Annotated in this window: 22 protein-coding genes; 17 read left to right on the top strand and 5 right to left on the bottom strand. The window is 46.3% G+C overall.

Going from position 1 to position 25,676, the window contains the following annotated elements:
- The first annotated feature begins 10 nt into the window (after positions 1-10).
- Complete coding sequence (locus tag ABD960_RS15565; protein ID WP_345332152.1) at positions 11-517, top strand: DUF5606 family protein; 507 nt, start codon at positions 11-13, stop codon at positions 515-517.
- A gap of 54 nt (positions 518-571) precedes the next feature.
- Here the strand turns inward: ABD960_RS15565 and ABD960_RS15560 are convergent, their stop codons facing one another.
- Together ABD960_RS15560 and rlmH are read right to left on the bottom strand one after the other, a co-directional pair.
- Positions 572-1,492: a cation diffusion facilitator family transporter gene (locus tag ABD960_RS15560; RefSeq protein WP_345332150.1), complete on the bottom strand. Its 921-nt coding sequence runs from the start codon at positions 1,490-1,492 to the stop codon at positions 572-574.
- 70 nt (positions 1,493-1,562) lie between these two features.
- The gene (rlmH, locus tag ABD960_RS15555) at positions 1,563-2,036 is read right to left on the bottom strand and encodes a 23S rRNA (pseudouridine(1915)-N(3))-methyltransferase RlmH (protein ID WP_345332148.1); all 474 of its coding nucleotides are present in this window, start codon (positions 2,034-2,036) and stop codon (positions 1,563-1,565) included.
- A gap of 63 nt (positions 2,037-2,099) precedes the next feature.
- Between rlmH and ABD960_RS15550 the strand changes: the two genes are divergently transcribed.
- Positions 2,100-3,902, top strand: a complete 1,803-nt coding sequence (locus ABD960_RS15550; RefSeq protein ID WP_345332147.1) for a MutS-related protein — start codon at positions 2,100-2,102, stop codon at positions 3,900-3,902.
- Positions 3,903-4,055: 153 nt separating this feature from the next.
- Here ABD960_RS15550 and leuS read toward each other — a convergent pair whose 3' ends face one another.
- On the bottom strand, positions 4,056-6,857 hold the full coding sequence (gene leuS, locus ABD960_RS15545) for a leucine--tRNA ligase (RefSeq protein ID WP_345332145.1): 2,802 nt from the start codon (positions 6,855-6,857) through the stop codon (positions 4,056-4,058).
- A 121-nt stretch (positions 6,858-6,978) separates the two neighbouring features.
- Here leuS and ABD960_RS15540 point away from each other — a divergent pair, with 121 nt between their 5' ends.
- Positions 6,979-7,143 carry a hypothetical protein gene (locus tag ABD960_RS15540; RefSeq protein ID WP_345332143.1) on the top strand — a complete coding sequence of 55 codons (165 nt, stop codon included), beginning with the start codon at positions 6,979-6,981 and terminating at the stop codon, positions 7,141-7,143.
- 281 nt (positions 7,144-7,424) lie between these two features.
- On the opposite strand, the gene folP is transcribed toward ABD960_RS15540, so the two are convergent.
- Entirely contained in the window at positions 7,425-8,279 is an 855-nt protein-coding gene (gene folP, locus ABD960_RS15535) for a dihydropteroate synthase (protein ID WP_345332141.1), read from the bottom strand.
- A gap of 154 nt (positions 8,280-8,433) precedes the next feature.
- Between folP and ABD960_RS15530 the strand changes: the two genes are divergently transcribed.
- From ABD960_RS15530 to ABD960_RS15465, 14 genes are all read left to right on the top strand, one after another.
- Positions 8,434-8,991 (top strand): DUF1599 domain-containing protein, encoded by a 558-nt coding sequence (locus tag ABD960_RS15530; protein ID WP_345332139.1) that lies wholly within the window; start codon positions 8,434-8,436, stop codon positions 8,989-8,991.
- Complete coding sequence (locus ABD960_RS15525; protein WP_345332137.1) at positions 8,988-10,136, top strand: BT_3928 family protein; 1,149 nt, start codon at positions 8,988-8,990, stop codon at positions 10,134-10,136. Before ABD960_RS15530 ends, ABD960_RS15525 begins: the two co-directional genes overlap by 4 nt.
- 5 nt (positions 10,137-10,141) lie before the next feature.
- On the top strand, positions 10,142-11,200 hold the full coding sequence (locus tag ABD960_RS15520; RefSeq protein ID WP_345332135.1) for an ABC transporter permease: 1,059 nt from the start codon (positions 10,142-10,144) through the stop codon (positions 11,198-11,200).
- 21 nt (positions 11,201-11,221) lie between these two features.
- Positions 11,222-11,761: a shikimate kinase gene (locus ABD960_RS15515; protein WP_345332133.1), complete on the top strand. Its 540-nt coding sequence runs from the start codon at positions 11,222-11,224 to the stop codon at positions 11,759-11,761.
- Between the two features lie 57 nt (positions 11,762-11,818).
- Positions 11,819-12,130, top strand: coding sequence for a hypothetical protein (locus ABD960_RS15510; protein WP_345332131.1), 312 nt, complete (start codon positions 11,819-11,821; stop codon positions 12,128-12,130).
- Between the two features lie 111 nt (positions 12,131-12,241).
- Complete coding sequence (gene treF, locus ABD960_RS15505; RefSeq protein WP_345332129.1) at positions 12,242-13,801, top strand: alpha,alpha-trehalase TreF; 1,560 nt, start codon at positions 12,242-12,244, stop codon at positions 13,799-13,801.
- A gap of 229 nt (positions 13,802-14,030) precedes the next feature.
- On the top strand, positions 14,031-16,031 hold the full coding sequence (tkt, locus tag ABD960_RS15500) for a transketolase (protein ID WP_345332127.1): 2,001 nt from the start codon (positions 14,031-14,033) through the stop codon (positions 16,029-16,031).
- Between the two features lie 5 nt (positions 16,032-16,036).
- Positions 16,037-16,483 carry an RpiB/LacA/LacB family sugar-phosphate isomerase gene (locus ABD960_RS15495; RefSeq protein ID WP_345332125.1) on the top strand — a complete coding sequence of 149 codons (447 nt, stop codon included), beginning with the start codon at positions 16,037-16,039 and terminating at the stop codon, positions 16,481-16,483.
- Between the two features lie 5 nt (positions 16,484-16,488).
- The gene (tal, locus tag ABD960_RS15490) at positions 16,489-17,616 is read left to right on the top strand and encodes a transaldolase (protein ID WP_345332123.1); all 1,128 of its coding nucleotides are present in this window, start codon (positions 16,489-16,491) and stop codon (positions 17,614-17,616) included.
- Positions 17,613-18,236: an HAD family hydrolase gene (locus ABD960_RS15485; RefSeq protein WP_345332121.1), complete on the top strand. Its 624-nt coding sequence runs from the start codon at positions 17,613-17,615 to the stop codon at positions 18,234-18,236. Before tal ends, ABD960_RS15485 begins: the two co-directional genes overlap by 4 nt.
- Positions 18,237-18,267: 31 nt before the next feature.
- Positions 18,268-19,677 (top strand): NADP-dependent phosphogluconate dehydrogenase, encoded by a 1,410-nt coding sequence (gene gndA, locus ABD960_RS15480; protein ID WP_345332119.1) that lies wholly within the window; start codon positions 18,268-18,270, stop codon positions 19,675-19,677.
- Between the two features lie 35 nt (positions 19,678-19,712).
- A complete protein-coding gene (zwf, locus tag ABD960_RS15475; protein ID WP_345332117.1) occupies positions 19,713-21,239 on the top strand; it encodes a glucose-6-phosphate dehydrogenase in 1,527 nt (508 codons plus the stop codon).
- A 1-nt stretch (position 21,240) separates the two neighbouring features.
- Positions 21,241-21,984, top strand: a complete 744-nt coding sequence (pgl, locus tag ABD960_RS15470; protein ID WP_345332115.1) for a 6-phosphogluconolactonase — start codon at positions 21,241-21,243, stop codon at positions 21,982-21,984.
- 18 nt (positions 21,985-22,002) lie between these two features.
- On the top strand, positions 22,003-22,998 hold the full coding sequence (locus ABD960_RS15465; RefSeq protein ID WP_345332113.1) for an ROK family protein: 996 nt from the start codon (positions 22,003-22,005) through the stop codon (positions 22,996-22,998).
- Here the strand turns inward: ABD960_RS15465 and ABD960_RS15460 are convergent.
- Positions 22,959-25,565 (bottom strand): MGH1-like glycoside hydrolase domain-containing protein, encoded by a 2,607-nt coding sequence (locus ABD960_RS15460; RefSeq protein WP_345332111.1) that lies wholly within the window; start codon positions 25,563-25,565, stop codon positions 22,959-22,961. The two genes, ABD960_RS15465 and ABD960_RS15460, sit on opposite strands and share 40 nt — an antisense overlap.
- Between the last annotated feature and the right edge of the window lie 111 nt (positions 25,566-25,676).

The following is a 25,676-nucleotide window of genomic DNA, read 5'->3' as shown; positions in this document are numbered from 1 at the left end:
TCACCAACATATGAATTTATACGGAATAGTAGCGGTATCAGGCAAGCCGGGTTTATGGAAAGCCCTGGCGCAAAACAAAACCGGTTTTATACTGGAAAGCCTTGATGCGCAAAAAACTAAACTGGTAGCCAACCTATCAACCGCTAAACTGGCGGCTTTAGAGGAGATTACCGTTTTTGGTTTGGATGATGATATTAAGCTTAAAGATATTTTTGAGCGTATGAAAACGGCGGGAACTCCGCCGGATGCAAAGGCCGATGGTAAAAAGCTGCGCGAATATTTCAGAGAAGTAGCGCCTGATCATGATGAGGATAAGGTTTATGCTTCAGATATGAAAAAGATCGTATCATGGTTTAACCTCCTGAAAGATCTGCCGCAATTCAACGAGGCTGAGCCAACCGCCGCAGAACCGGTTACTGAAGAAGCGCCCGTAGCTGAAGCAGAAAACGAAGGTGTTGAGGCTGCCGCAGAAGAAAAACCAAAAGTCAAAAAAGCAAAAGCAAAAAAGGCTGAGTAATTGATAACTTATTAAAATAGCCGCTGCTGATAATATCGGCGGCGGCTATTTAATTTAGCAGCATTGCGGTTCGTCGCATTTCTTTTCGCTAAACTCCGGCTCAAAGGTGCTGTGGTTTATGTCCAGGTGCTCCAGCCGGTGCCGCAGGTCATGTTTAATTTTATCAAAACGGTCAACAGCTTCCGGGGTAATAACCAGGTGGGCGGTCAACGCATTTTCTGTAGTACTTAAGGCCCACACATGTACGTGGTGAATATCTACTACACCATCGGCTTTTAACAGTTCGGCCTTAATAGCAGTAAGATCCATATCCTTGGGTACGCCATCCATCTCTAAACGCAAGCTATCTTTAAACAGTCCCCAGGTACCAACCAATATTACTATAGCGATAATAATGCTGACGGCGCTATCCAGCCAAAACCAGCCGGTATAAGCAATTACAACGCCCGATAGCACAACACCTAATGATACCAATGCATCAATCGCCATATGCATATAGGCGCCTTTTACGTTGAGATCTTTTTCCTTATCCTTCATAAAAAGCCAGGCGGTAAAGCCGTTAATGGCTATGCCGGTAAGCGCTACCCAAATAATGGTATCGCCGGCTATGGCTTGCGGTTGGGTAAAGCGCTCAATGGCCTCGTAAACAATAACGCCGATGGCCGCAAATAATATTACCGCGTTAAAAAAGGAAACCAGTATGGTTGAACGCTTGTAGCCGTAAGTATACACCTTGTTACTGTTAACTTTTGTAAGTTTATATGCCAGTAAGGCCAATGCTAAACTGGCAACATCGCTCAGGTTGTGGCCGGCATCTGTCAATAAAGCTAAAGAGCCGCTGTACAAACCCGCTATAGCCTCAACCACAACAAAGGTTATGTTAAGGGCTATACCCCAAATGAATGCCTTATTCAGATGATCAAGCTTTACGCTATGATCGTGATGATGATGCGAATGATCGTGCCCTGCGCCCATGTTTCTGCAAATTAATGGTCTCTGAATTTATTTTTTAATACTCAAACGGCCTCAAATGTTTCAGTTATACTTATTCATGATGATATGGCTCTCCCTTGATAATTGTAAAAGCCCGGTACAGTTGTTCAATAAAAAACAAGCGTACCATCTGGTGCGAAAACGTCATCCGCGATAGCGATAGTTTATCATTAGCGCGCTGGTATACCGAACTATCGAAACCGTAAGGCCCGCCAACAATAAATACCAGGTGACTTGCCGCGCCTATCATGTGCTTGTTTATGGTATTGGCAAACTGGGTTGAGGTAAGCTCGCTGCCTTTTTCATCCAGTAGGATTACATAATCAAGCGGGGTGATTTTTTTAAGGATCATCTCCGCCTCGCGCGCCTTTTGCTGGTCTTGCGACAAGGCTTTGGTGTTCTTCAGTTCCGCAAGGTCGAGCAGTTCCAGTTTGATGTAATGCTTAAGGCGCTTTACATATTTTTCGATGCCCTCCCGTAAATAGGAGTCTTCAGTTTTGCCGACAGTTAAAAGCGTTATCTTCATAAAACGGCACAAATAACGTTATTTTTAAAATAAAGCCTTTACTTTACCGCTTTGTTTTCAACCATGATGCAGGATATACTGAACACCTATCGCAAAAATGCCGCTATTGCCCAGGCGGAGGCCGACCGTTTTAAAAAGCTGGCTAATAAATATTCGCTTATGCGGTTGGGCATTTTCGCCTTGTTTATTGCAGGCATTAGTGTTGGCGTAGCTATAGATAATTTTGCGGTTATAGCCATTACATCCATCCTGCTGATATTGGTATTTGTAGCACTGGTAAAACGACAAAGCGAATTTGAGCGTGAACGCGATTATTATACCGACCTGGTGCGCATTAATGAAAATGAAGTAGCGAGCATAGCGCATTACGACAACCTGTATGACGACGGCGACCGCTTTGGTAACGATAAGCATTTTTACACTTCCGATCTGGATATATTCGGTAAAGCGTCATTATTTAATCTGATTAATCGTGCGGCTACGGTGCCTGGCAATAACAAACTCGCAAGCTGGCTAAGTGCGCCTGCTGATAAACAAACTATGTTACAACGTCAGGAAGCCGTGCGCGAGCTATCGCGCAAAAGTAACTGGAAGCTGGAACTGCAGGCCCTGCTGCTGTTTGCCAAAACTACCGACCTGTCCCAGCTGAGTAACCTGGTAAAATACCTGGGTATACCGCTTGATCTGCCGGGCGAAGGCTGGATAAAAAAGTATTGCCGCGTGGCTCCGTTTGTAACGGTTGCGGCCATCGCGTTATCTGCTTATTTTGGAGTGAAGCTGTTGTGGCTTATCGCCGTGTTTGGGCATTTGGGACTGGTTGCATCACGTGCAGCACAGATAAAAAAGGCGGACCTGGTGATTGGCAAAATAGGGGCTACTCTGGGCAAATACGTGCAGGCTTTTAAAAAGGCCGAGGATGAACAATGGCAATCAGCCTATTGTGCAGGCTTATCAAACCAGCTGAAGGAGAAACAAACCTCGGCAGAAATAAAGGAACTTTCCATACTGATAAATAAGTTTAACAGCAGGTTGAACATGCTGGTAGGGGCGGTGCTGAACATCTTTTTTCTGTGGGATTTAAAACAGATCATCGCCATTGAGGAATGGAAGCGTGCCAACAAGCAAAATCTGGCCGACGCCTTTGAGGTACTGGCTGATTATGAAGCACTCATCAGCCTGGCGAGCCTGCATATTAATTATACGCACTGGGCCATGCCCCAGATTGCCGATGGAGAGGCATACACGTTAGCCGCTAAAAATATTGGCCATCCGCTTATTCAGCCAGGCAAAAGGGTAGTGAACAGTTATGAGCTGCTCGATACGTTTAAGGTTGACATCATCACCGGATCAAACATGGCTGGTAAAAGCACCTTTTTACGTACCATAGGTATCAATACGGTGCTGGCGCTATGCGGCGCGCCGGTTTGCGCGGATGTTATGGAAGTATCGGTAGCAAATATCTTCAGCTATATGCGTATTAAGGATTCGCTGAACGAAAGTACCTCTACCTTTAAGGCCGAACTGGACAGGCTACAAATGCTGCTTAAAGCGGTAGGCACCGTACCCAAAGTTTTCTTTTTGGTAGATGAGATGTTGCGGGGTACCAACTCGGTAGATAAATACCTGGGCTCGAAAGCGGTAATTGAGCAGCTGATAGCCAAAAACGCGGTAGGCATGGTGGCAACGCATGATTTGCAGATTGCAAGGCTCGAAGATAAGTACCCTGCTTACGTGCGCAACTATTATTTCGACATACAGGTAATTGAGGGCGAAATGTTGTTTGATTACAAGCTTAAGCACGGCGAATGCAAAACCTTTAACGCATCGTTATTGCTCAAACAGATCGGGATTAACGTAGCGGGTTGAGTAGGATAAACTTATTTTCCTAAAAAAAATGTCATTACGACGAAGGAGAAATCTGTCCGCTTACAATAGCAAAGCGATAGATTTCTCCTTCGTCGAAATGACACAAATTTTCTTTCAAAAGCCCCTCTCTTTTAGGAGAGCTTGGGTGAGGCTTTACACCACAATATTTACTATTCTTCCTTTTACTACGATGAGCTTTTTAGGCGTTTTACCGTCAAGGTATTTCTGAACATCGGCGTTTGCAAGCACAAAGGCTTCCACGTCCTTTTGATCCAAACTAAGCGATATGTTCAGGTTCATCTTTGTTTTACCGTTTATGGATATCGGGTAAGCAAATTCATCCTCAACAAGATATTCCGGGTTGAACACCGGGTAAGCGGCGTATGATAAGGAGCCGGCCGGATTACCCAGCAACGCCCAAAGCTCTTCGGTGATATGCGGAGCGTATGGCGCCAGTATAATCACCAGATCCTGCAAAATAGCACGCTTACTGCATTTCAGGTCGGTAAGTTCGTTAACGGCTATCATGAAGCTGGATACCGATGTGTTGAACGAGAAGCGCTCAATATCTTCTTCAACCTTGCGGATGATCTTATGTAACGCTTTCAGCTCGGGCTTGCTCGGCGCTTCATCCGTTACGCGAAAATTCCACTGCTCATCGTGAAACAAGCGCCAGAATTTACGCAGGAACTTGAACACACCTTCAATACCGTTGGTGTTCCATGGCTTGCTCTGCTCCAGCGGACCGAGGAACATTTCGTACATACGCAGTGTGTCGGCACCGTATTGAGTGGCTATATCATCAGGATTAACAACGTTATAATAACGTTTCGACATCTTTTCTACCTCGTGTCCGCACACGTATTTGTTATTCTCTAATATAAATTCTGCATCCGCAAATTCAGGTCGCCACGCTTTAAATTTATCTAAGTCTAAAATGTCGTTCTTAACAATATTCACATCCACGTGCAGTGGCGATGTTTTATACTGATCCAACAATCCGTGCGACACAAAGGTGTTTGTGCCACGGCCTTCTTCGTCAATTAAACGATATACAAAGTTACTACGGCCTTGTATCATCCCCTGGTTTATCAGCTTTTTAAAAGGCTCTTCTTCAACCACAAACCCCAGGTCCTTTAAAAATTTGTTCCAAAAGCGGCTGTATAGCAAGTGGCCTGTGGCATGCTCGCTGCCGCCAATGTACAGGTCAACGTCTTTCCAGTATTCAATTGCTTCTTTTGAGGCGAATACCTGATTGTTGTGGGTATCCATATATCGGTACCAGTACCAGCTTGAACCTGCCCAGCCCGGCATGGTGCTAAGTTCATATTCACCTTCCGGATGTTTCCAATCCGTTGCACGGCCTAATGGTGGCTCGCCTGTTTCGGTAGGCAGGTATTTGTCAATTTCAGGTAATAGCAACGGTAATTCAGCTTCGCTGATCAGGTATGGCAAACCATCCTTAAAGTATACCGGCACCGGCTCACCCCAGTAACGCTGGCGGCCAAAAATGGCATCCCGCATCCTGAAGTTTACCTTTGCTTTGCCTGCGCCCGCTTCTTCCAATTTGGTCACCACGGCAGCCGTAGCTTCCTTATAGGTTAACCCGTTTATGAAATCCGAGTTGATGTATTTGCCCTCCTTGGTTGGGTCGGCTTCGGTTTCAACATTTTGTATATCGATAATGGGTACTATCGGCAGGTTAAAGTGCTTAGCGAATAAGTAATCCCGTTGGTCGCCGGATGGCACCGCCATTACCGCGCCGGTACCGTAACCGGCCAACACGTAATCAGCTATCCAAACCGGTATTTTCTCGCCGTTCAATGGGTTAAGTACATAGCTGCCCGTAAATGCGCCCGATACGGTTTTGGTATCGGCCATACGGTCAAGCTCACTTTTCTTTTTGGTTTGGGTGATGTAGGCATCAATGTCTGCCTTTTGCGCAGGCGTGGTCAAGGCATCAACCAATTCATGCTCCGGTGCGATCACCAAAAAGGTAACACCAAAAATGGTATCAACACGGGTGGTGAAAACCTCAATATAGTCGGCAGTGATTGGTGATTTGAGCGTAGTTTTATCTATACCAAATCTCACACTCGCTCCTGTGCTTTTACCGATCCAGTTGCGCTGCATTTCTTTAAGTGGTTCAGGCCAGTCGATGGTATCCAAACCTTGCAACAGGCGGTCGGCATAGGCGGTAATACGCATGCTCCACTGCATCATTTTCTTTTGTTCAACAGGGTAACCACCACGCTCGCTAAAGCCATCCTTTACCTCGTCGTTCGCCAAAACAGTACCCAGGGCGGCACACCAGTTCACGGTGCTTTCGCGCAGGTAGGTAAGGCGGTATTTTAACAATTCTTCCTGCTGTGTTTTGTGGGGCAGGGCCTTCCACTCGTCGGCAGTAAAAGTTAAGATATCTTCATCGCTTACGGCATCAATGCCTTTGGAGCCGGATGTTTCAAAATGCTGAACCAGCTTTTCGATACTTTCGGCCTTGTCGGCAGATTTGTTATACCAGGAGTTGAACAACTGCATAAATATCCACTGCGTCCATTTATAATAATCGGGCGAACTGGTGCGTACCTCGCGGCTCCAGTCGAACGAGAAACCGATCTGGTCCAATTGCCTGCGGTAGGTAGCAATGTTATCTTCGGTAGTAACAGAGGGATGCTGCCCGGTTTGTATGGCATACTGCTCGGCAGGTAAGCCAAACGAATCGTAACCCATCGGGTGCAATACGTTAAAACCGCGCAGGCGTTTGTAGCGCGCAAAAATGTCCGACGCGATGTAACCCAGCGGGTGCCCAACATGCAGGCCCGCCCCTGACGGGTAAGGGAACATGTCCATTACATAATACTTAGGCTTCGCACTGTTGTTTTCAACCTTAAATGTTTGATTTTCGGCCCAAAACTGCTGCCATTTCTGCTCAATATCTTTAAATTGATAATCCATATACCTTATAAAACGATTGCGGTGCGAAAATAGCAAAGTTTAAAGATAACCGCCTACTAAATGGCTGATTAAGTTGATTGATTGAGTAGAGATTAGACTTTTTATCCCTTAAATTTGATATATGAGCAACGATCATAAAAACTGCGGCCCGTTACGCACCGAATGGGTGCCATCTGCCTATCGTGATGAGAAGGGTAAGGATAGATCCTCGCCAGGTATATCTAAACCGGTTACCTACGGGTTTGCAAAGAAGACGTTGAAGATGGAGTTGGGTAAGCGAAAGTAACCTTTCCGCAGCCCTCTCAAAAGGGGAGCAAATTGTAATAAATAAAAATGTTTGTCATTCCTAAAAAAGCACAAGCATTAATAATCTCAACAACCGGCGTCAGTAATGCCCGGAGTAGCACAAGCGTAGCCAAAGCATAACCTTTCACCGGGCAGGACGTAGCCGGCGAGTTATTCGCGGTTTTTTATTTTTATTGGTGCTCATGAGATCGCTAACGCTAAGTTTTGCTTCTTTTGTTCGCACAAAAGAAGTTTAGGACAAGTACTTTTGTGGTTTATTAATTACCCATTCACGGCCTGCCACAACTTCACCACTTCCACCGCCTCCTTAACATCATGCACCCGCAAAATAGAAGCGCCTTTTTGTAAAGCGATGGTATTTAATACGGTAGTGCCATTCAATGCCTCGGCAGCGGTATTGCCGAGCAGGCCGTAGATCATGCGCTTGCGCGATACGCCTGCCAATACGGGTAATTCAAGCGTGGCAAATTCATGCATACGGTTAAGCAGGGCATAACTTTGTTCGGCTTTTTTGGCGAAGCCGAAGCCGGGGTCTAAAATCACATCTTTAACACCCAGTTGTTTCAGCTCATGGTATTTGCTGACAAAGTAATCGAACACTTCGCCAAACACGTCCTCATACTCAGTAAGGGTAGTCATATTTTGCGGATTGCCGCGCATGTGCATCAAAATGTAAGGCACCTGCAAGCGGGCAACGGTAGCAAACATATCAGCATCTAATTGCCCGCCCGATATATCATTAATAATATGCGCCCCTGCTTTTATGGCCGCCTCGGCGACCGGCGCCCGGAAGGTATCAATAGATAAAATAGCTTGCGGCAGCGCGGAAGCAATGGCTTCAACAACAGGTATCAGGCGGTCGGTTTCTTCCGGTACGCTAATATCCGCAGCGCCCGGGCGCGAGGAGTAAGCGCCAAGGTCCAGAAAAGTAGCGCCATCGGCCAGCATACTTTCGGCCTGTTGCAAGGCATCGGCAACGGCGGGTTTGCGGCTGTCCGCAAAAAATGAGTCGGGTGTAAGGTTAATAATGCCCATCACCTTTGGCGTGCTCAGGTCAATAAGCCTTCCGCCCGCGTTGAGGCTTTCCTTTTTATTAAAAAATGTATCTTTTAACATTATTTTTGGTGAGTAGGTCAAACATTAGAGGATGTAAAGTTACTTTATATCTTTGCAAATAGTATTTATCCGTTAATTGATAGACAGCTTATATGGGGCAACTATATAAGTGCAATGTGAGAACGGTGCGCTCTGCAATCTATCAGTATCAACAATGCACCATTACATCACCTTGGCTAACACCGCAGCAGAATACGACGCAGTTATCACCCTTTGCCGGGATCTTTTTATTAAAAAAACACGCGACTACGGCACTGCCTGGCGCATATTACGTATTTCATCCATTACTGACCAGATATTTATCAAGGCGCAGCGCATCCGCACGCTCGAAGAAAAAAAGGTATCAAAGGTGGGTGATGATATTACCGGCGAATACATCGGCATCGTAAATTATTGTGTTATCGCCATGATGCAACTGGATTGTACTGATGACACCCCGCTTGAGTTGCCTGCCGAACAGGTGAGCGTTTTGTTTGACGAGCATGTAAACGAAACCAAGAACTTGATGTTTGCCAAGAACCATGATTACGGAGAGGCTTGGCGTGACATGCGCATTAGCTCGCTAACCGACCTGATTTTGATGAAACTGCTGCGTGTAAAACAGATAGAGGACAACCAGGGCGAAACGCTGGCATCCGAAGGGGTGAAGGCCAATTACCAGGATATGTTGAACTATTCGGTATTCGCGCTGATAAAACTGGGAGTAAAATGAAGAACGCGTTAGTTTGGATATGCCGCATACTGGTTGGCCTGCTGTTTATATTTTCAGGACTAATCAAGGCGAATGACCCACTGGGCTTTTCCTATAAGCTGGTTGAATACTTCGAGGTATTTCACATTACTTTTCTGGATAGCCTGGCTGTAGGCATCGCCATTATACTTTGCGCGCTCGAAATGATCATGGGTTTTGCCCTGCTGATAGGCGCACGTGCCCGGACTACCGTTTGGGGGCTGCTGCTGCTGATCATCTTCTTCGCGTTCCTTACCTTTTACTCGGCGTTTTTTAAGGTAGTACAAACCTGCGGCTGCTTTGGCGATGCCATTCCGCTTACCCCGTGGGAGTCGTTCGGTAAGGATCTGGTGTTGCTGTTGTTAACGCTGGTATTATTTTTTAATCCTGATAAAATAAAACCTTTATTTAGCCGCAAGCCCGGCGATGTGGCTTTAGCAATTGCTACTGTGGTGGCGTTAGGCGTTGGCTTTTATACCTATAACTTTTTACCGGTGATCGATTTTCTGCCGTATAAAATAGGTGCTAACCTGCCCGATGAAATGAAGGTGCCGCCCGGTGCCAAGCCCGATGAGTACGAGCTTACGTACAATCTGAAAAATAAAGCTACCGGCGAAACCAAAACCATGACGGATAAGGAGTACATGAAAACCGGCATCTGGAAAGATAGTAACTGGGAAGTAGTGGGTAACCCTGAAAGCCGCCTGGTTAAAAAAGGCTTTACCCCCAAAATTGTCGACCTGAACATTACTGATATGCAGGGTAATGATTATACGCAGGAGGTTATCAGCAACCCGTTTTATAACCTCATTATTGTAGCGTACGATTTGAACCATACCAATGACGAAGCCCTGCGAACGCTGAATACCATCGCGCTTAACCTTACCGAAAACTATAACGTGCGCAGCATACTGCTTACCTCAAACTCGGCGCAGGATGTGTTGGCGCTTGAGAAAAGGTATAAACTATATACCGAGGTTTTCTTTGCCGATGGGGTGCCGCTGAAAAGCATGGTACGCGCCAATCCGGGTGTGTTGTTGTTAAAAAACGGTACTGTAATTAATAAATGGCATTACCACACCATGCCAACGTATGATGAATTGGTAAAAGCGTACTTTCAGGAATAATAATAATGATCAATTACCTCCTCCGCAAAACAGGTTATGCCCTGGCTGTAATGCTGGGTATTGTGGTGGTGGTATTTTTTCTGTTTAATATTTTACCGGTTGATCCTGCCCGAATGACGCAGGGGCAGCGTGCTGATGTGCAATCGCTGGAGGCCGTGCGCAAGGAGTTCGGGTTAGACAAGCCGGTGCCCATGCAGTTTGTTTATTACCTGAATGATCTTTCGCCTTTGGGCATACACGCAAACAGCCATGCCGAGCAGCAGCGCTACGGCTACGTTAAGCTGATTCCCGTTTGGGGTAACAAGGTACTGGCGTTAAAATGGCCTTATCTGCGCCGGTCTTACCAAACCCATAAGGATGTATCGGCGCTGTTGATGGATGTGCTGCCCAATACCCTGCTGCTGGCGGCAGTGGCCATGCTATTCGCTATTGTTTTTGGTGTGTTTTTAGGGGTGTTATGCGCGCTGCATCAAAATTCCTGGGTCGACCGTATGCTCATAAGCCTTTCCACGCTGGGTATCTCGGCACCATCATTTTTCGCGGGTATCATTATTGCCTGGCTGTTCGGCTTTGTGCTGAATAAATATACCGGCCTCAACATGTCGGGCAGTTTGTATAGTTACGATCCCTTCAGGGGAGAAGTGATCACCCTTAAAAATCTCCTGTTGCCCGCGCTTACCCTGGGTTTACGCCCGCTGGCCATTATTGTACAGCTTACCCGCAATGCCATGCTCGATGTTTTGGGCCAGGATTACATCCGCACCGCCCGCGCCAAAGGCCTTGGCCATAACGCGGTGGTTTATCGTCATGCCTTAAAAAACGCACTTAATCCGGTAATTACAGCCATCGCCAACTGGTTTGCCTCACTGCTGGCCGGATCATTCTTTGTTGAATACGTGTTTGGCTATAATGGCTTGGGTAAGGTAACGGTGGATGCGCTCGAAATGTCGGACTTCCCCGTCATCATGGGTTCCATATTATTTATCGCCTTTATTTTTGTGGTAATTAATATTTTGGTAGATATTCTATATGTTTGGATAGATCCGCGTGTAACCATCGCCTGATCAATTTTTTTGTTTTTATAGATGAGCCAATCTACAACTGATAATATAGCATACAATCCGCACCGCATATTTTTCACGGGCTTTATGGGCTGTGGTAAAACCACCTGGGGCCGCAAACTTGCCGCGCACCTGGGCTATGATTTCATCGATCTTGACCATGCCCTTGAAGAAAAGGCGGGGATGCGCATTGCCGAATACTTTTCATCCTTTGGTGAGGATGCCTTTCGTAAGCTGGAATCAGCCATGCTGAAAGAAATAGATTATCCCGAAAAGGTGATCGTATCTACCGGTGGCGGCCTGCCATGTTTTTTTGATAATATGGATTGGATGAACGCTCACGGCAAAACCCTGTATGTAAAGCTATCGCCAAAAACGCTGGCAGACCGGCTGGAGAACAGCAAAACCGTTCGCCCGGTACTGCAAGGCAAAAAAGGGGATGAACTGGTAGAGTTTATTACCGGCAAACTGGCCGAGCGGGAAGGTTTTTATATGCAAGCCCAATACATTATTGAAGGAATTTCGCTTTCGGTAGAAACGCTTGAAGCTGCATTATACAAATAAAGTCTGACGTTTAAAATTCCCGAAACTATCCCCGATTTGCTTTGTTAACAGAATATTATGGACCACAACGTATATTTGTTAGCTACCGATCCGAACGACCCTTGCCGAGATATTATCCACTCGAGAGATACCGGCCTCAAGGTTCGTGTTTTTTGCCTGAGCAGTGATCCATTCACCCCGAATAAGAATGAGATACAGCTATATGGTTACGCGCATAATAAGCTTTATGCTTTTGAAACTATCAATATAACATCTGAGGACGCGCTTGATGTAGTAAGCGCCATACAATGGTATGCCGACTATGTTGACTATCCGCAGATGGAGATACTACCTGATGACCCACGACCGGGGCACGAAATAGCAATGTAATAACGCCGGCAATGCCCGGCGTTAGTTGTTTTTATAGGGCGATATTAGCTGTTTGACCATGCGATTTTGATTTTTTGCCTTACAATTTCAAATTTTAACCGTTACAGTTATATGAGGAAGCTACTATTCTTATGGTTTGCCGTTTGCTCATTAACAGCGGCAGCCCAGGTTAAAACTCCCGCACAACTATACCCGGATTTATTTAAGCGGGTGCAGATGGAACGTGTTTATGCCGATGGCAAAACCTTTCCGGATGCCGTGCCGCTTGCAAGTGCTGATGTAATTAATAAAGCATACGCCTCGCAAAAGGACGAGGACGGATTTAATTTAAAAGCCTTTGTTGCCAAATACTTTCAGGAGCCGGTTGCTAATACGGATGTGTTTAAAAGCGATCAATCAAAAGGCATTGTTAAACACATCGACACGTTATGGACGGTGTTGCAACGCAGTCCGGATACCGCAAAAGGTACTTCACTATTGGCGTTACCTCACCCATACATAGTACCCGGCGGCAGGTTCAGGGAAGTGTATTACTGGGATTCATACTTCACCATGTTGGGCTTACAGCAGGCCGGCAAGGTAAACGTAATCGAGGACATGGTAGATAACTTTGCCTTTTTAATTGACAAATATGGGCATATATCCAATGGTAACCGTACTTATTATTTAACCCGCTCGCAGCCGCCCTTTTTTGCCATGATGGTGAAGCTGCTGGCCGACGCCAAGGGTAATAACGTTTACAAAAAATATCAGCCGCAGTTATTAAAGGAATACGCTTTTTGGATGGATGGCGCCATCGGCCTGAAACCCGGGCAAGCGCACCGGCGTGTGGTTAAGCTATCCGGCGGTGAGGTTTTAAACCGTTACTGGGACGATAGTGATCAGCCGCGCGAGGAATCATACCGCGAAGATGTACTGGAAGCCGCAAAGAGCAAACAGCCGAAAGCTCAGTTTTACCGTAACATCCGCGCGGCTGCCGAGTCGGGCTGGGATTTTAGCAGCCGTTGGTTTGCTGATGGTAAAAACCTGCATAGCATACAAACCACTAAACTGGTTCCGGTTGATCTGAACAGCTTATTATATAACCTGGAATTGGTGATTGCGCGTAGCTACCGTGAAGGTGGAAAGGCAGAACAGGCCGAAGTTTACTCGGCCAAAGCACAAAAACGCCGCCTGTCCATTATTAAGTATTGTTGGGATGCTAAGCAAGGATTTTATGTGGATTATAACTGGAAAACCAAAAAGCGATCAGCCGAGTTAACCATAGCTGCGGCATTTCCACTATTCTTTAATATAGCTACTGATGCCCAGGCCAGGCAGGTATCGGCCAAAATAAAAAACAGCTTTGTGCATACCGGTGGTGTGTCAACAACCTTAAAAAATACCGGCCAGCAGTGGGACAGGCCTAACGGCTGGGCACCGCTGCAATACGTTACAATAATGGGCCTGCGCAATTATAAGCAGACCGCATTGGCCAGCACAATTGCTATGGACTGGCTCCATCAAAACGTTACAGCCTTTAAGCAAACCGGAAAATTGCTCGAAAAATATAATATTGAGCTTAAAGGCAATGCAGCCAAAGCCGGCGGTGGTGAATACCCTTTACAGGATGGTTTTGGCTGGACAAATGGCGTGCTGCTTAAGCTTCTCGCATTGTATCCGCTTGATTAAAGCTATTTTATTGCAGGTATTAGTAAAATATGTGATTCGCATCTGTCAATTATTAAAAAATAATTAAAATTAATCGCGTTTTATCATATCTCCGTCACGTACTAAACGTTTCTCAAACCTTTTTTGCAACGATTAGGTATTTATCTAATACGTTTGATGTAAAGAATTGAATTTAACATACATCTTACAATACAAGTTGTAACTTTATATTTAACAGACAGCTACTACTATGAAAGACAACACAATTGAACAATTAAGTGTAAACACTATCCGTTTCCTGTCAACCGATATGGTTGAGAAAGCCAACTCCGGGCACCCCGGTTTGCCGTTAGGCGCCGCGCCTATGGCTTATGTGCTTTGGAGCAAGTTTTTAAGATTTAACCCCACCGACCCAAAATGGCCAAACCGCGACAGGTTCGTGCTGTCAGCAGGTCATGGTTCGGCATTATTATATAGTCTGCTGCATTTATATGGTTACGATCTGCCGTTGGATGAGCTGAAAAAATTCAGGCAGTTAGGTTCAAAAACCCCCGGTCACCCCGAATCAGTGCTAACACCAGGTATCGAGGTAACCACCGGGCCGCTGGGCCAGGGTTTTGGTAATGGCGTAGGTATCGCTATTGCCGAAGCGTTTATTGGTGCCACTTACAACAAACCCGATCATAAACTAACCGATCATTACACCTACGCTATTGTGAGCGATGGCGATTTGATGGAAGGTGTAGCATCAGAGGCTGCATCATTGGCCGGTCACCTGCAATTAGGTAAGCTCATTTACTTGTATGATGATAATAAGATCTCGTTAGATGGATCAACCGAGCTGGCATTTACTGAAAATGTACCCGCCCGTTTCGAAGCCTACGGCTGGCATACCATTACCGTTGAGGATGGTAACGACCTGAAAGCGATTGAAGAAGCTATTTTAGCCTCGCAGGCGGTTACTGATAAGCCATCGCTGATATCGGTAAAAACAATAATTGGTTATGGTAGCCCGCAACAGGGTACTAATAAAGTTCACGGTAACCCGCTGGGTGCTGATAACCTGAAAAAAACCAAAGAGTTTTTTGGCTGGGACCCTGAACAAACTTTTGTAATCCCCGAAGAAGTAAAAACCCACTTAGCCGAAGCTGGTAAAAAAGGTGCCGAACTGCATAAAGAATGGGAGAGCCTGTTCAGCAAATATGGCGAGGCTTATCCGGAAGAAAAAAAACAATTGCAATTGGCTGTTAAGGGCGACTTGCCCGAAGGCTGGGATAAAGAACTGCCTGAATATAAAGCAGGCGAAGCCTTAGCTACCCGTCAGGCATCCGGCAAGGCGCTTGATGCTTTGCGCAGCAGCATTCCGTGGTTAATAGGTGGTTCTGCCGACTTGGCCAGCTCTAACGAAACGCCAAAAGATGGCGCGTTAAGTTTTCAGCCGGGCCGTTACCAGGATGCCAACATCTGGTTTGGTGTACGTGAACACGGTATGGGCTCGGCCTTAAACGGGCTGGCATCATACGGCGGTATCCGTACTTATGGCGCCACCTTCTTAACTTTCTCTGATTACATGCGCGGTTCTATCCGCCTGGCCGCGCTTACTGAAGCACCGGTTACTTATATTTTTACGCATGATAGTGTCGCCCTGGGCGAGGATGGCCCTACTCACCAATCGGTTGAGCAGGTAACCTCATTGCGTACCACGCCGAACTTAACGGTTATCCGTCCGGCTGATGCTAACGAAACTGTAGCCGCGTGGCGCATTGCCATACAACGTAAACATGGTCCGGTAGCATTGATCCTGTCAAGGCAAAAACTGCCGGTTATTGATACCGCAAAATACGCCCCTGCCAGCAATGTGGAAAAAGGTGCTTATGTACTGGCCAGCACATCAGATACGCCGGAGGTTATCCTGATGGCTACAGGATCAGAAGTTCAGTTGGTTATTGGCGCTTACGAAAAATTGGTTGCCGAAGGTGTTAACGCACGTGTAGTAAGCATGCCATCATGGGAATTATTTGAAAAGCAGGATAATGCCTATCGCGATGGCGTATTGCCGCCAACTGTACACAAACGTTTGGCCGTCGAAGCTGGTGTTACCTTAGGATGGTACAAATACATTACCGCCGAAGGCGATGTGATCGGTTTAGACCGCTTTGGCGAATCAGGGCCTGGCGAGGAAGTACTGGCGCACTTTGGTTTTACCATTGATAATGTTTACAACAGGGCAAAAGCACTCCTTAATAAATAATAACTATGAAAATTGGAATAGCGGCCGATCACGCCGGTTTTGATCAAAAACAATCGCTGGTAAAACAGCTGCAAAGTGAAGGTTACGAAATTGTTGACTATGGCGCTCACGAGTACGACGCTGTTGATGATTATCCGGATATTGTGGTGCCCCTTGCAAAAGCCATTGTAGATGGTGAGGTTGAAAAAGGCATTGCCGTTTGCGGCAGCGGTGTAGGCGTATCGGTAGCGGCCAATAAAATAAAGGGCATCCGCGCGGCATTAATTACCGAAAGTTACTCGGCACACCAGGGCGTTGAACACGACGACATGAACCTGATGTGCATTGGCGGCCGTGTATTGGGCGCATCGCTTATTACTGAACTGGCGCACGCGTTTATTAACGCGAAGTATGATGGTGGCGAGCGTTTTCAGCGCCGTTTAGATAAAGTTCTCGCATTAGAAAAAAACTAAAGTATATGAAAAATCCACTGCAAAGAGTATCAGATTATGGCCAGAGCATCTGGCTTGATTATATCAGAAGAAAGTTTGTACAATCAGGCGAACTAAAAAAATTAATTGACGATGGCGAGCTGAAAGGCTTAACCTCAAACCCGGCTATTTTTGAAGAAGCCATTGCCAAAAGCGATGACTACAATGAGTCGATCTCCGAGTTAACCAAACAAGGCAAAACGCCCGAAGAAATATTTTTATCGATAGCCGTTGAGGATGTTCGCGCTGCCGCGGATTTGTTTCAGGGTGTTTACCAGGAAACCAACGGCCTTGATGGTTATGTAAGCCTGGAAGTATCGCCAAGCCTGGCGCTGAATACCGAAGGTACTATTGCCGAAGCGCGTTCATCATGGAAATTATTGGATCGCAAAAACGTAATGATCAAAGTACCGGGAACTAAAGAGGGCTTACCGGTTATTGAGCAATTAATCAGCGAAGGTATTAACGTTAATGTTACCCTGCTGTTCAGTCTGGATCGTTACCGTGAGGTAGCTGAGGCTTATGTAGCCGGTATCGAAAAGCGTTTAGCCAATGGCGAATCTGTTGATAAGGTAGCCTCAGTGGCCAGTTTCTTTTTAAGCCGTATCGATAGCCTGGTTGATCCAATGCTGGAAGCCATAATTAAGGATAACCCGGATAAAGCCGGTCCTGCACGTAAGGTGTTAGGCAAGGTGGCCATTTCAAGCGCGCAGGCTGCTTATCAAATTTATAAGGACATATTTAAAAGCGACCGCTTTAAAGCGCTTGAGGTAAAAGGTGCCAAACCGCAGCGTTTATTATGGGCAAGTACCAGCGCTAAAAACCCGGCATTCAGCGATATTATTTATGTCGAATCATTGATCGGGCCTGAAACTGTTAATACAGTGCCTGTTGATACGCTGAACGCTTACCGTGATCATGGCAACCCGGAATCTCGCCTGGATGGTACTTATGAGGAGGCGCGGTATGTGCTTTATCAACTGGAAGATGTGGTAGAGATCAGCCTGCCCGAAGTTACCCAGAAATTGGAGGATGAGGGCATCCAGAAATTCATCAAACCTTTTGATAGCCTTATGAAAACCATAGCCGATAAAAAAGGGGAGGTTTCTGCATGAGCCAGCCCGCTGTAAAGGCACTCTTTCTTGACCTCGGCGGTGTGTTCCTGACCAATGGTTGGGACCGCAATTCCAGACAAAAAGCCGCCGAGGTTTTTAACCTCGACTTTGCTGATATGAACGAGCGCCACCGTATTATTTTCGATGCGTATGAGGCCGGTAAAATGACGCTTAGTGAGTATGTTAACCTGCTGGTATTTCACCAGGAGCGTAGCTTTACCCCGGATGATTTCACCAATTTTATGTACAACGAATCAGCTCCGTATCAGGAAATGATCGACCTGGTTTGTCGTATAAAGAAAAAATATAATCTCAGAACGGTGGCCGTCAACAATGAAGGGCGAGAATTGAACGAATACCGCATACATAAATTTGGTCTTACGGGATGGATCGATATTTTTGCTTCGTCGTGCTTTGTACATACCCGCAAACCGGATAAAGATATTTATCTTTCCGCGCTCGATTTGTCGCAAGTAAAAGCGGAAGAGGTATTATACATTGACGACCGTAAGGTTTTTACGGAAGCTGCCGCGGCACAAGGTATCAAAGGCATTCATCATGTAAATGTTGATGCTACCAGGCAGGCACTTGCCGGGTTTGGTTTAACTGAAACACTATAATCTGAAACACAATATAATAAAACAAAAAACTATGGCTCAATATGATTTTGGCATTGTTGGTTTAGGCGTAATGGGCAGAAATTTGCTGCTTAACGTTGCCGACCATGGCTTTGCCGCCGCAGGCTTGGACGTTGACGGTGAAAAGGCAAGCGCTTTTGAAAAGGCTGCTAAAGAAGGTCAGCAGGTAAAAGGCACCACATCTGCCGAGGAATTTGCTGGTTCAATAAAAACGCCGAGAGCGATTATGCTGCTGGTGCCTGCCGGCAAGCCGGTTGATGCCGCTATACAAACCCTGTTACCCTTCCTTGAAAAAGGCGATATCGTAATTGATGGTGGTAACAGCTATTTTCCTGATACCGACCGCCGCGTGGCTGAATTGGAAGAAAAAGGCATCCACTTTTTCGGCATGGGTATTTCAGGTGGTGAAAAAGGTGCCCGTTTTGGCCCGAGCATGATGCCGGGTGGCGATAAAAACGCTTACGAGCGCCTGCGCCCTGTGTTTGAAGCTATTGCCGCCAAAGTTGATGGCGAGCCATGTGTAGCCTATCTGGGTAACGGCTCGGCCGGTAACTATGTAAAAATGGCGCACAACGGTATTGAGTACGCGCTGATGCAGTTGATATCTGAAAGCTATGACCTGTTAAAACGCGGTCTGGGTTTTGAGGATGCCGAGCTGCAGCCCATATTTGAGGAGTGGAACAACACGGAACTTAAATCATTCCTGATCGAGATCACATCAGATATCCTGAAGAAAAAAGATGAAGGTAGTGATGAACTGCTGGTAAACTTTGTATCTGACCGCGCGCGTTCAAAAGGTACAGGTAAATGGACATCGCAGGATGCCATGAACCTGCAGGTACCCGTTCCGGTTATTGATGCCGCCGTTACCATGCGCGATCTGTCGGCCTACAAAACCGAGCGCGTAAAAGCTGCCGAATTATTAAAAGTAGCCCCAACTGAAATTGGCGCTGTTGATAAGCAAAAATTTGTAGCCCAGCTAAAAAATGCCTACTACTTTGCCATGATCAATACATATGCGCAAGGTTTGGCTCAATTATTTGTAGCCTCAAAAGAGTATAACTACGAGCTTAAACTTGAGGAGGTAGCCAAAATATGGCGTGGTGGCTGTATCATCCGCGCGTTATGTTTAGAGGATTTCCGCAAGGCATTCCAAAAGCAACCTGATCTGCCAAACATCCTGTTGGATGAAGAGATTGGCGCTACCTTGCTGGCAAAACAGGGCGACACCCGCGATATTATTAAAATAGCGATTGATAAAGGTATTCCGCTACCGGCGTTTATGGCCTCATTAAGCTATTTTGATGGTTACCGCAGTGCAACCCTGCCAACTAATTTGGTACAGGCGCAGCGCGATTATTTTGGCGCGCACCAGTACGAACGTACCGATCGCGAAGGTGTATTCCACACCGAGTGGAAATAGTACGATAACAAATTCATACCAAACAATCGCAAAAGATGAAAACGGTTAATAAAAATGACCATCCGGTAATTATGGTGATATTTGGCGGTACAGGTGACCTTGCCAAACGTAAGCTGATACCGGCATTATATAATTTATACCTCGAAAACTGGCTGCCTGAAAATTTTGCCATCATTGGCCTGGGCCGTACCGAACTAACGGACGACCAGTTCAGGGAGCGCCTGCATGAAGGCTTGGATGAGTTTTCGCGTAGCGGGGCTCCTGACCCTGAAAAATGGGGAGTTTTCAAGGAATCTATCTCTTATTTTCAATCTAACATCAACGATGAACAATCGTATGTTGATTTGAATACCAAGATGGAAGAACAGAGCAATACCTGGGGCATACGTGCCAACAGATTGTTTTACCTTTCGGTAGCGCCGCAATTTATTGAGGCGGTTACGGTTAATATTAAAAGAGCAGGTTTGGCGGCTGACATTGAGCGCGACCGCATGGTGATTGAAAAACCATTCGGCCATAACAAGGAAACCGCTATCGAGCTGAACAAGCTGCTTACCCGTACTTTTAATGAGGAGCAGATATACCGTATCGATCATTACCTGGGTAAGGAAACCGTACAGAATATATTAGCTTTCCGTTTTGCCAATTCGCTTTTTGAGCCGCTATGGAACCGTAATTATATTGATTATGTGCAAATAACCGTGGCCGAGCAGGTAGGCGTTGAGGATCGTGGTGGTTACTACGAAGGTTCGGGCGCTTTGCGCGATATGATCCAGAACCACCTGTTGCAGATACTGTGTATGGTGGCTATGGAACCTCCGGCATCTTTCAAGGCAGAGGAAGTACGTAACCGAAAGGTTGATGTTATGCGCGCCGTTCGACGCATGAAGCATGATGAGGTAAATAAATATGCCGTTCGCGGCCAGTACGGCGAAGGTTGGCTGCAAGGCAAAAAAGTGCCGGGCTATCGCCATGAACAAGGCGTTAATCCGCATTCAAATACCGAAACTTTTGCCGCTATCAAATTTTATATTGATAACTGGCGCTGGCAGGATGTGCCGTTTTACCTGCGTACCGGCAAACGCATGCAGGAGAAAACATCGTCCATTACCATACAGTTTAAACCGGTACCGCACTCAACCTTCCACGAGCGCCAGTCGGACAACCTGATGGCGAATCGTCTAACCATCAACATTCAGCCGCAGATGGATATCCGTTTACGTTTTATGGCCAAAAAAACCGGTCTTGAAATGGAGCTGAACCCTGCAGATATGATCTTTGATTACGATACCTGCTCAACCCAAACGCCTGAAGCATACGAAACCTTGTTGCTTGATGCCATGAGGGGCGATGCTACATTGTTTATGAGATCTGACCAGGTGGAGGAAGCGTGGGATGTAATTACGCCGATACTGGAGGTATGGGAATCAAGGGAATCACTGGATTTCGCAAACTATGCTGCCGGATCATGGGGCCCTGAAACCTCAGAGGCGCTTATTGCCCGCGAAGGCCATATCTGGGCGTTTAACATACATGGTAACGACCGTAAAAAAGACTGCTAACATGATAAGTATATTTAAAGATAACGTAGAGCTTTGCACCGCCCTTGCCGATCTGTTTATCAGCACCGGTACATCAGCAATCGCTAAAAATGGCCGTTTTATCGTAGCACTTACCGGTGGTTCATCACCGGTAACGCTGCACAAAATACTGGCACAGCCCGAATACCAAAGCCAGCTTGACTGGAGCAAGGTATTTGTGTTTTGGGGTGATGAGCGCTGGGTGCCGTTAACAGACGAGAAAAGCAATGCTAAAATGGCTTTTGAAACCCTGCTAAACCATGTGCCCATCCCAAAGCAAAACATTTTTCCGATGTGGAGCGATGATAAGGATGCCAAGGCTTACGCTGCCGATTATGAGCAGATATTAAGAGGCTTTTTTGGTGAAGATGAAGCTAATTTTGACTTGCTGATATTAGGTATGGGCGAGGACGGGCACACCGCCTCACTGTTCCCGCATACCGAGGTGCTGCACGAGCGTACCAAATGGGTAGATGCTTACTACCTGGAGCCACAGCAAATGTACCGTATAACCCTTACCGAGCCGTTTATTAATAAAGCGCAAAAGGTAGCGGTATTGGTATTTGGTGCCAACAAGGCATCGGCATTGCATGAGGTTTTAGAGGGAGAGCGTAATTTTGAACAGTACCCGTCGCAACTGCTTGCCCCGGCAAGCGGCAAACTGACGTGGATGGTTGACGAAGGCGCGGCCTCAAAACTCACTGACGAAGCAAAGGCATCTAAATAAAAACGGTAATTTATACTAATGGCAGCAAGCAGTAACGAGATAGTTATAGGGATAGATGTTGGCGGGACCAACACAAAATTTGGTTTGGTTGATAGCGCAGGTAATATACTTGACGAAGGCCGCATAAAAACTACCGATTACACTACAGTTGAATTGTTTGTTGACGCTTTGTATGAAAATGTAAGTCCGCTGATAAAAAAACATACCGATAAAACCGTAAAAGGCATTGGTATGGGCGCGCCCAACGGTAACTTTTACACCGGCTGTATTGACCATGCGCCAAACCTGCCCTGGGGCAAGGATGAAGTGCCGCTGGCCAAGCTGATGACGGATAAGTTTGATCTGCCCTGCATATTGACCAATGATGCCAACGCCGCCGCCGCAGGCGAAATGCAGTATGGCATAGCCAAAGGTATGCAGCACTTTATTGAGATTACGTTGGGTACAGGTGTAGGCAGTGGTATCGTGGTTGATGGTAAACTGCTTTATGGCTGTAACGGTATAGCCGGTGAGCTTGGGCATACCATCATCAGGCCGGGCGGGCGTAAACACTGGTCAACCGGCTCACGTGGTTCGGTCGAGGCCTATTGCTCAGCAACGGGTATTGTGATCACCGCTAAGGAGCAGTTGCAAAAGAAAGCATATCCTGATAGTAAATTACGCCAGATAAAGGTTGATGATATTACCGCTAAGGTAATTAACGAGTGTGCCCTGCAAGGCGATAAGCTGGCCCAAAAGGTATACCAGATCACCGGGCGCATATTGGGTGAGGCTTTGGCCAACTTTGTGATGTTTTCATCCCCGCAGGCTATTGTGCTGTTTGGCGGCGTTATAAAGGCGGGCGATTACTTATTGAAGCCAGCTAAAAAGTATATGGAACTTAACCTGCTCCCTGCTTTCAGGGGGCGGGTTAAGTTACTTTTGAGCGATTTAAAGGAAGCCGACGCCGCTATATTAGGCGCAAGCTCGCTGGTTCAAAAAAGTAAGGCTACCAGGGCTGTCCACCCTGTTTGATGGCTGGCGCCTAAACCTTTGCCCGTTTCCGGGTTAAAATATTCATAAAACGGAATGTAGGATTCAAAATGCTCGTCGGCGTTAAACTTAACGCGGCCGCCGTTTGCCGGGCGTTCCCCCATTCCATTTGTCAGGAATAAATTCTGCAAGCGCTTGCTCAGTTCATCCGCTATTTGCGAAAGCGTGAGGTAATCGCCTGATCCTGTTGGATATTCTACCTTAAAATCATCGGTATAATATTCGTGAAAATGCCTTAACGAGCAAATAATCAGGTAATTTAATGGGAACCATATAGGCCCGCGCCAGTTGCTGTTGCCGCCAAACATATTCGAGTCACTTTCACCCGGAATATATTTAACCGAATAATCGGCACCGTTAAGTATATATTTATAAGGTTGCTGCTCGTATATTTTTGATAGCGAGCGTATACCGTAGTCTGATAAAAACTCTTCCGGGTCAAGCATCCGTTTCAGCAGCAGCTTCATGCGGTGGCCCCGTAGTAACGAAAACAAATGCTGATCGCCGTTTACATCGCGCCAGCGGCTCACCAGAGCTACCAAATCAGGGCGCTGCTCCTTGAACCACTCTAACCGGTGTATCAATTCAGGCAGTTGCTGCCACTGGTTTTCTTTAAATACGCTCACGGCAAATAGCGGTATCAGCCCGACTATTGATCGTAACTTTAACCGTTCCCAGCTGCAATTGGGCTTTTTGAGCAGATCATAATAAAAACCATCCTCATCATCCCACAACCCTTCAGTTTCTTCACCCATATTGGCGATAGAACCCGCTATATACATAAAGTGTTCAGCGAATTTTATGGCCATGCTTTCGTAAGCCTTGTTGGTTACGGCCAGTTCCATAGCCATGCGCATCATGTTGAGGGCGTACATGGCCATCCAGCTGGTGCCGTCGGCCTGCTCTAAAAAGCCGCCGCCCGGTACCGGCTGGCTGCGGTTAAATATGCCAATGTTATCCAGCCCCAAAAAACCGCCTTCAAATATGTTATTGCCCTCGCTATCCTTACGGTTAACCCACCAGGTAAAGTTGAGCAGCAGTTTTTGAAAAACAGTCTCCAGGAAAAGCTGATCTCCTTTACCGGTCGCCGCTTTGTCCATTTCGTAAACCTGTAGTGCAGCAATGGCCTGTACCGGTGGGTTAGTATCATTAAAATCCCACTCATAGGCCGGTATTTGCCCGTTGGGATGCATGTGATTAACACCGATCAGTATCTGTAATTCCTTTTTGGCCAGGTTGGCATCAACAGGCGCAACGGCAATACAATGGAAGGCGTGGTCCCAGGCGGCAAACCATGGGTATTCCCATTTATCGGGCATCAGCAAAATATCCTCGGCTACAAAGTGTTTCCAGTTAGCGTTGCGGCCCCTGCGCCTGCTTGAGGGTGGTACTGGTTTACCCGCATCGCCATCAAGCCAGCGTTTTACATTAAATTTATAGTATTGTTTGCTCCAAAGCAATCCGGCCCAAGCCTGGCGCTGTACCAGCTTTGCGTCGGCAGATTGTATCTTGCTTTGTTTAGCTGCATAAAATTCGTCAGCTTCGGCCAGCCTTACCGCCATCGTATCATCAAAGCTTATATAGGGGGAGTTGGTGGCCACCCGGCTCAATCGTAGTCGAACGATGGCCTTGCCGCCTGCTTCAATCTCGATATGATGCCATACGGCAGCCTTGGTGCCGGTTTTATCAGGATTAACAGCGTTACCGTTTTTGTTAACGAGATACTCATTAAAGCCATCCTTAACATAAGGCAATTCATTAGCAACTTTGTAAAGACGGGTGCGATTGGTTTCGTTATCGGTGAAAAGTGTATCAGTAGGCTGCTCGAAGTATAGGTAATAGGTGCCCGTTTTGGCTGATGTTAACTCAAAAGCGTTTTTGCCGCTTTGCCTTATAACCGGTTTCTCATCTTTACCCAGCCATATTTTACGAAACCATACTTGTGGCAGCACATCAATGGCGCTTTTTTGGCTGCCGCGATTGTAAATGGTGTATTGCACCAGTATGTCGTCAGTATCAGCTTTTGCGTATTCCGTAAAAACGTCAAAATAGGCGTTGTTGTCAAAAATGCCTGAATCTATTAGCTCGTATTCAGGTTTGTCTTTCCCGGCGGCGGCATTTTTTTTAACCAACAAATCATACGGAAACGCTTGCTGCGGATATTTATATAGCATTTTCATGTACGAATGCGTAGGCGTATTATCCAGGTAATAATACAGTTCCTTTACATCCTCACCATGATTGCCTTCATGGTTAGTCAATCCGAATAAACGCTCCTTTAATATGGCATCCTTACCGTTCCATAGTGCAAGGCTCAGGCAGATGTGTTGTTTATCGTCGCTAATGCCGGCTATGCCATCCTCGCCCCAGCGGTAGGCTTTGCTGCGAGACATGTCGTGTGTAACATAATTCCAGGCATCTCCATTAGCGCTGTAGTCTTCACGCACGGTGCCCCATTGTCGTTCAGAGAGGTAAGGCCCCCATTTCGTCCACTCGGCTTTTCCGTTATAATTATCTGCAAGTCGTTTTTCTTCGGTAGTATCTGACATATTAAATTAATAAGCGAGGTTGATGGACAAGTATAGCCATCCTTCAAGTAATAATAACGTCGGTGTGGAGTGCCAAATATCACAAAGTTGTCAAATAAGTCAAAAATTAAG

It is taken from the genome of Mucilaginibacter defluvii, assembly GCF_039543225.1.
Taxonomy (GTDB): domain Bacteria; phylum Bacteroidota; class Bacteroidia; order Sphingobacteriales; family Sphingobacteriaceae; genus Mucilaginibacter; species Mucilaginibacter defluvii.
The sequence above is the reverse complement of the archived record's forward strand: the minus strand, read 5'-3'. Positions and strand labels throughout refer to the sequence as shown.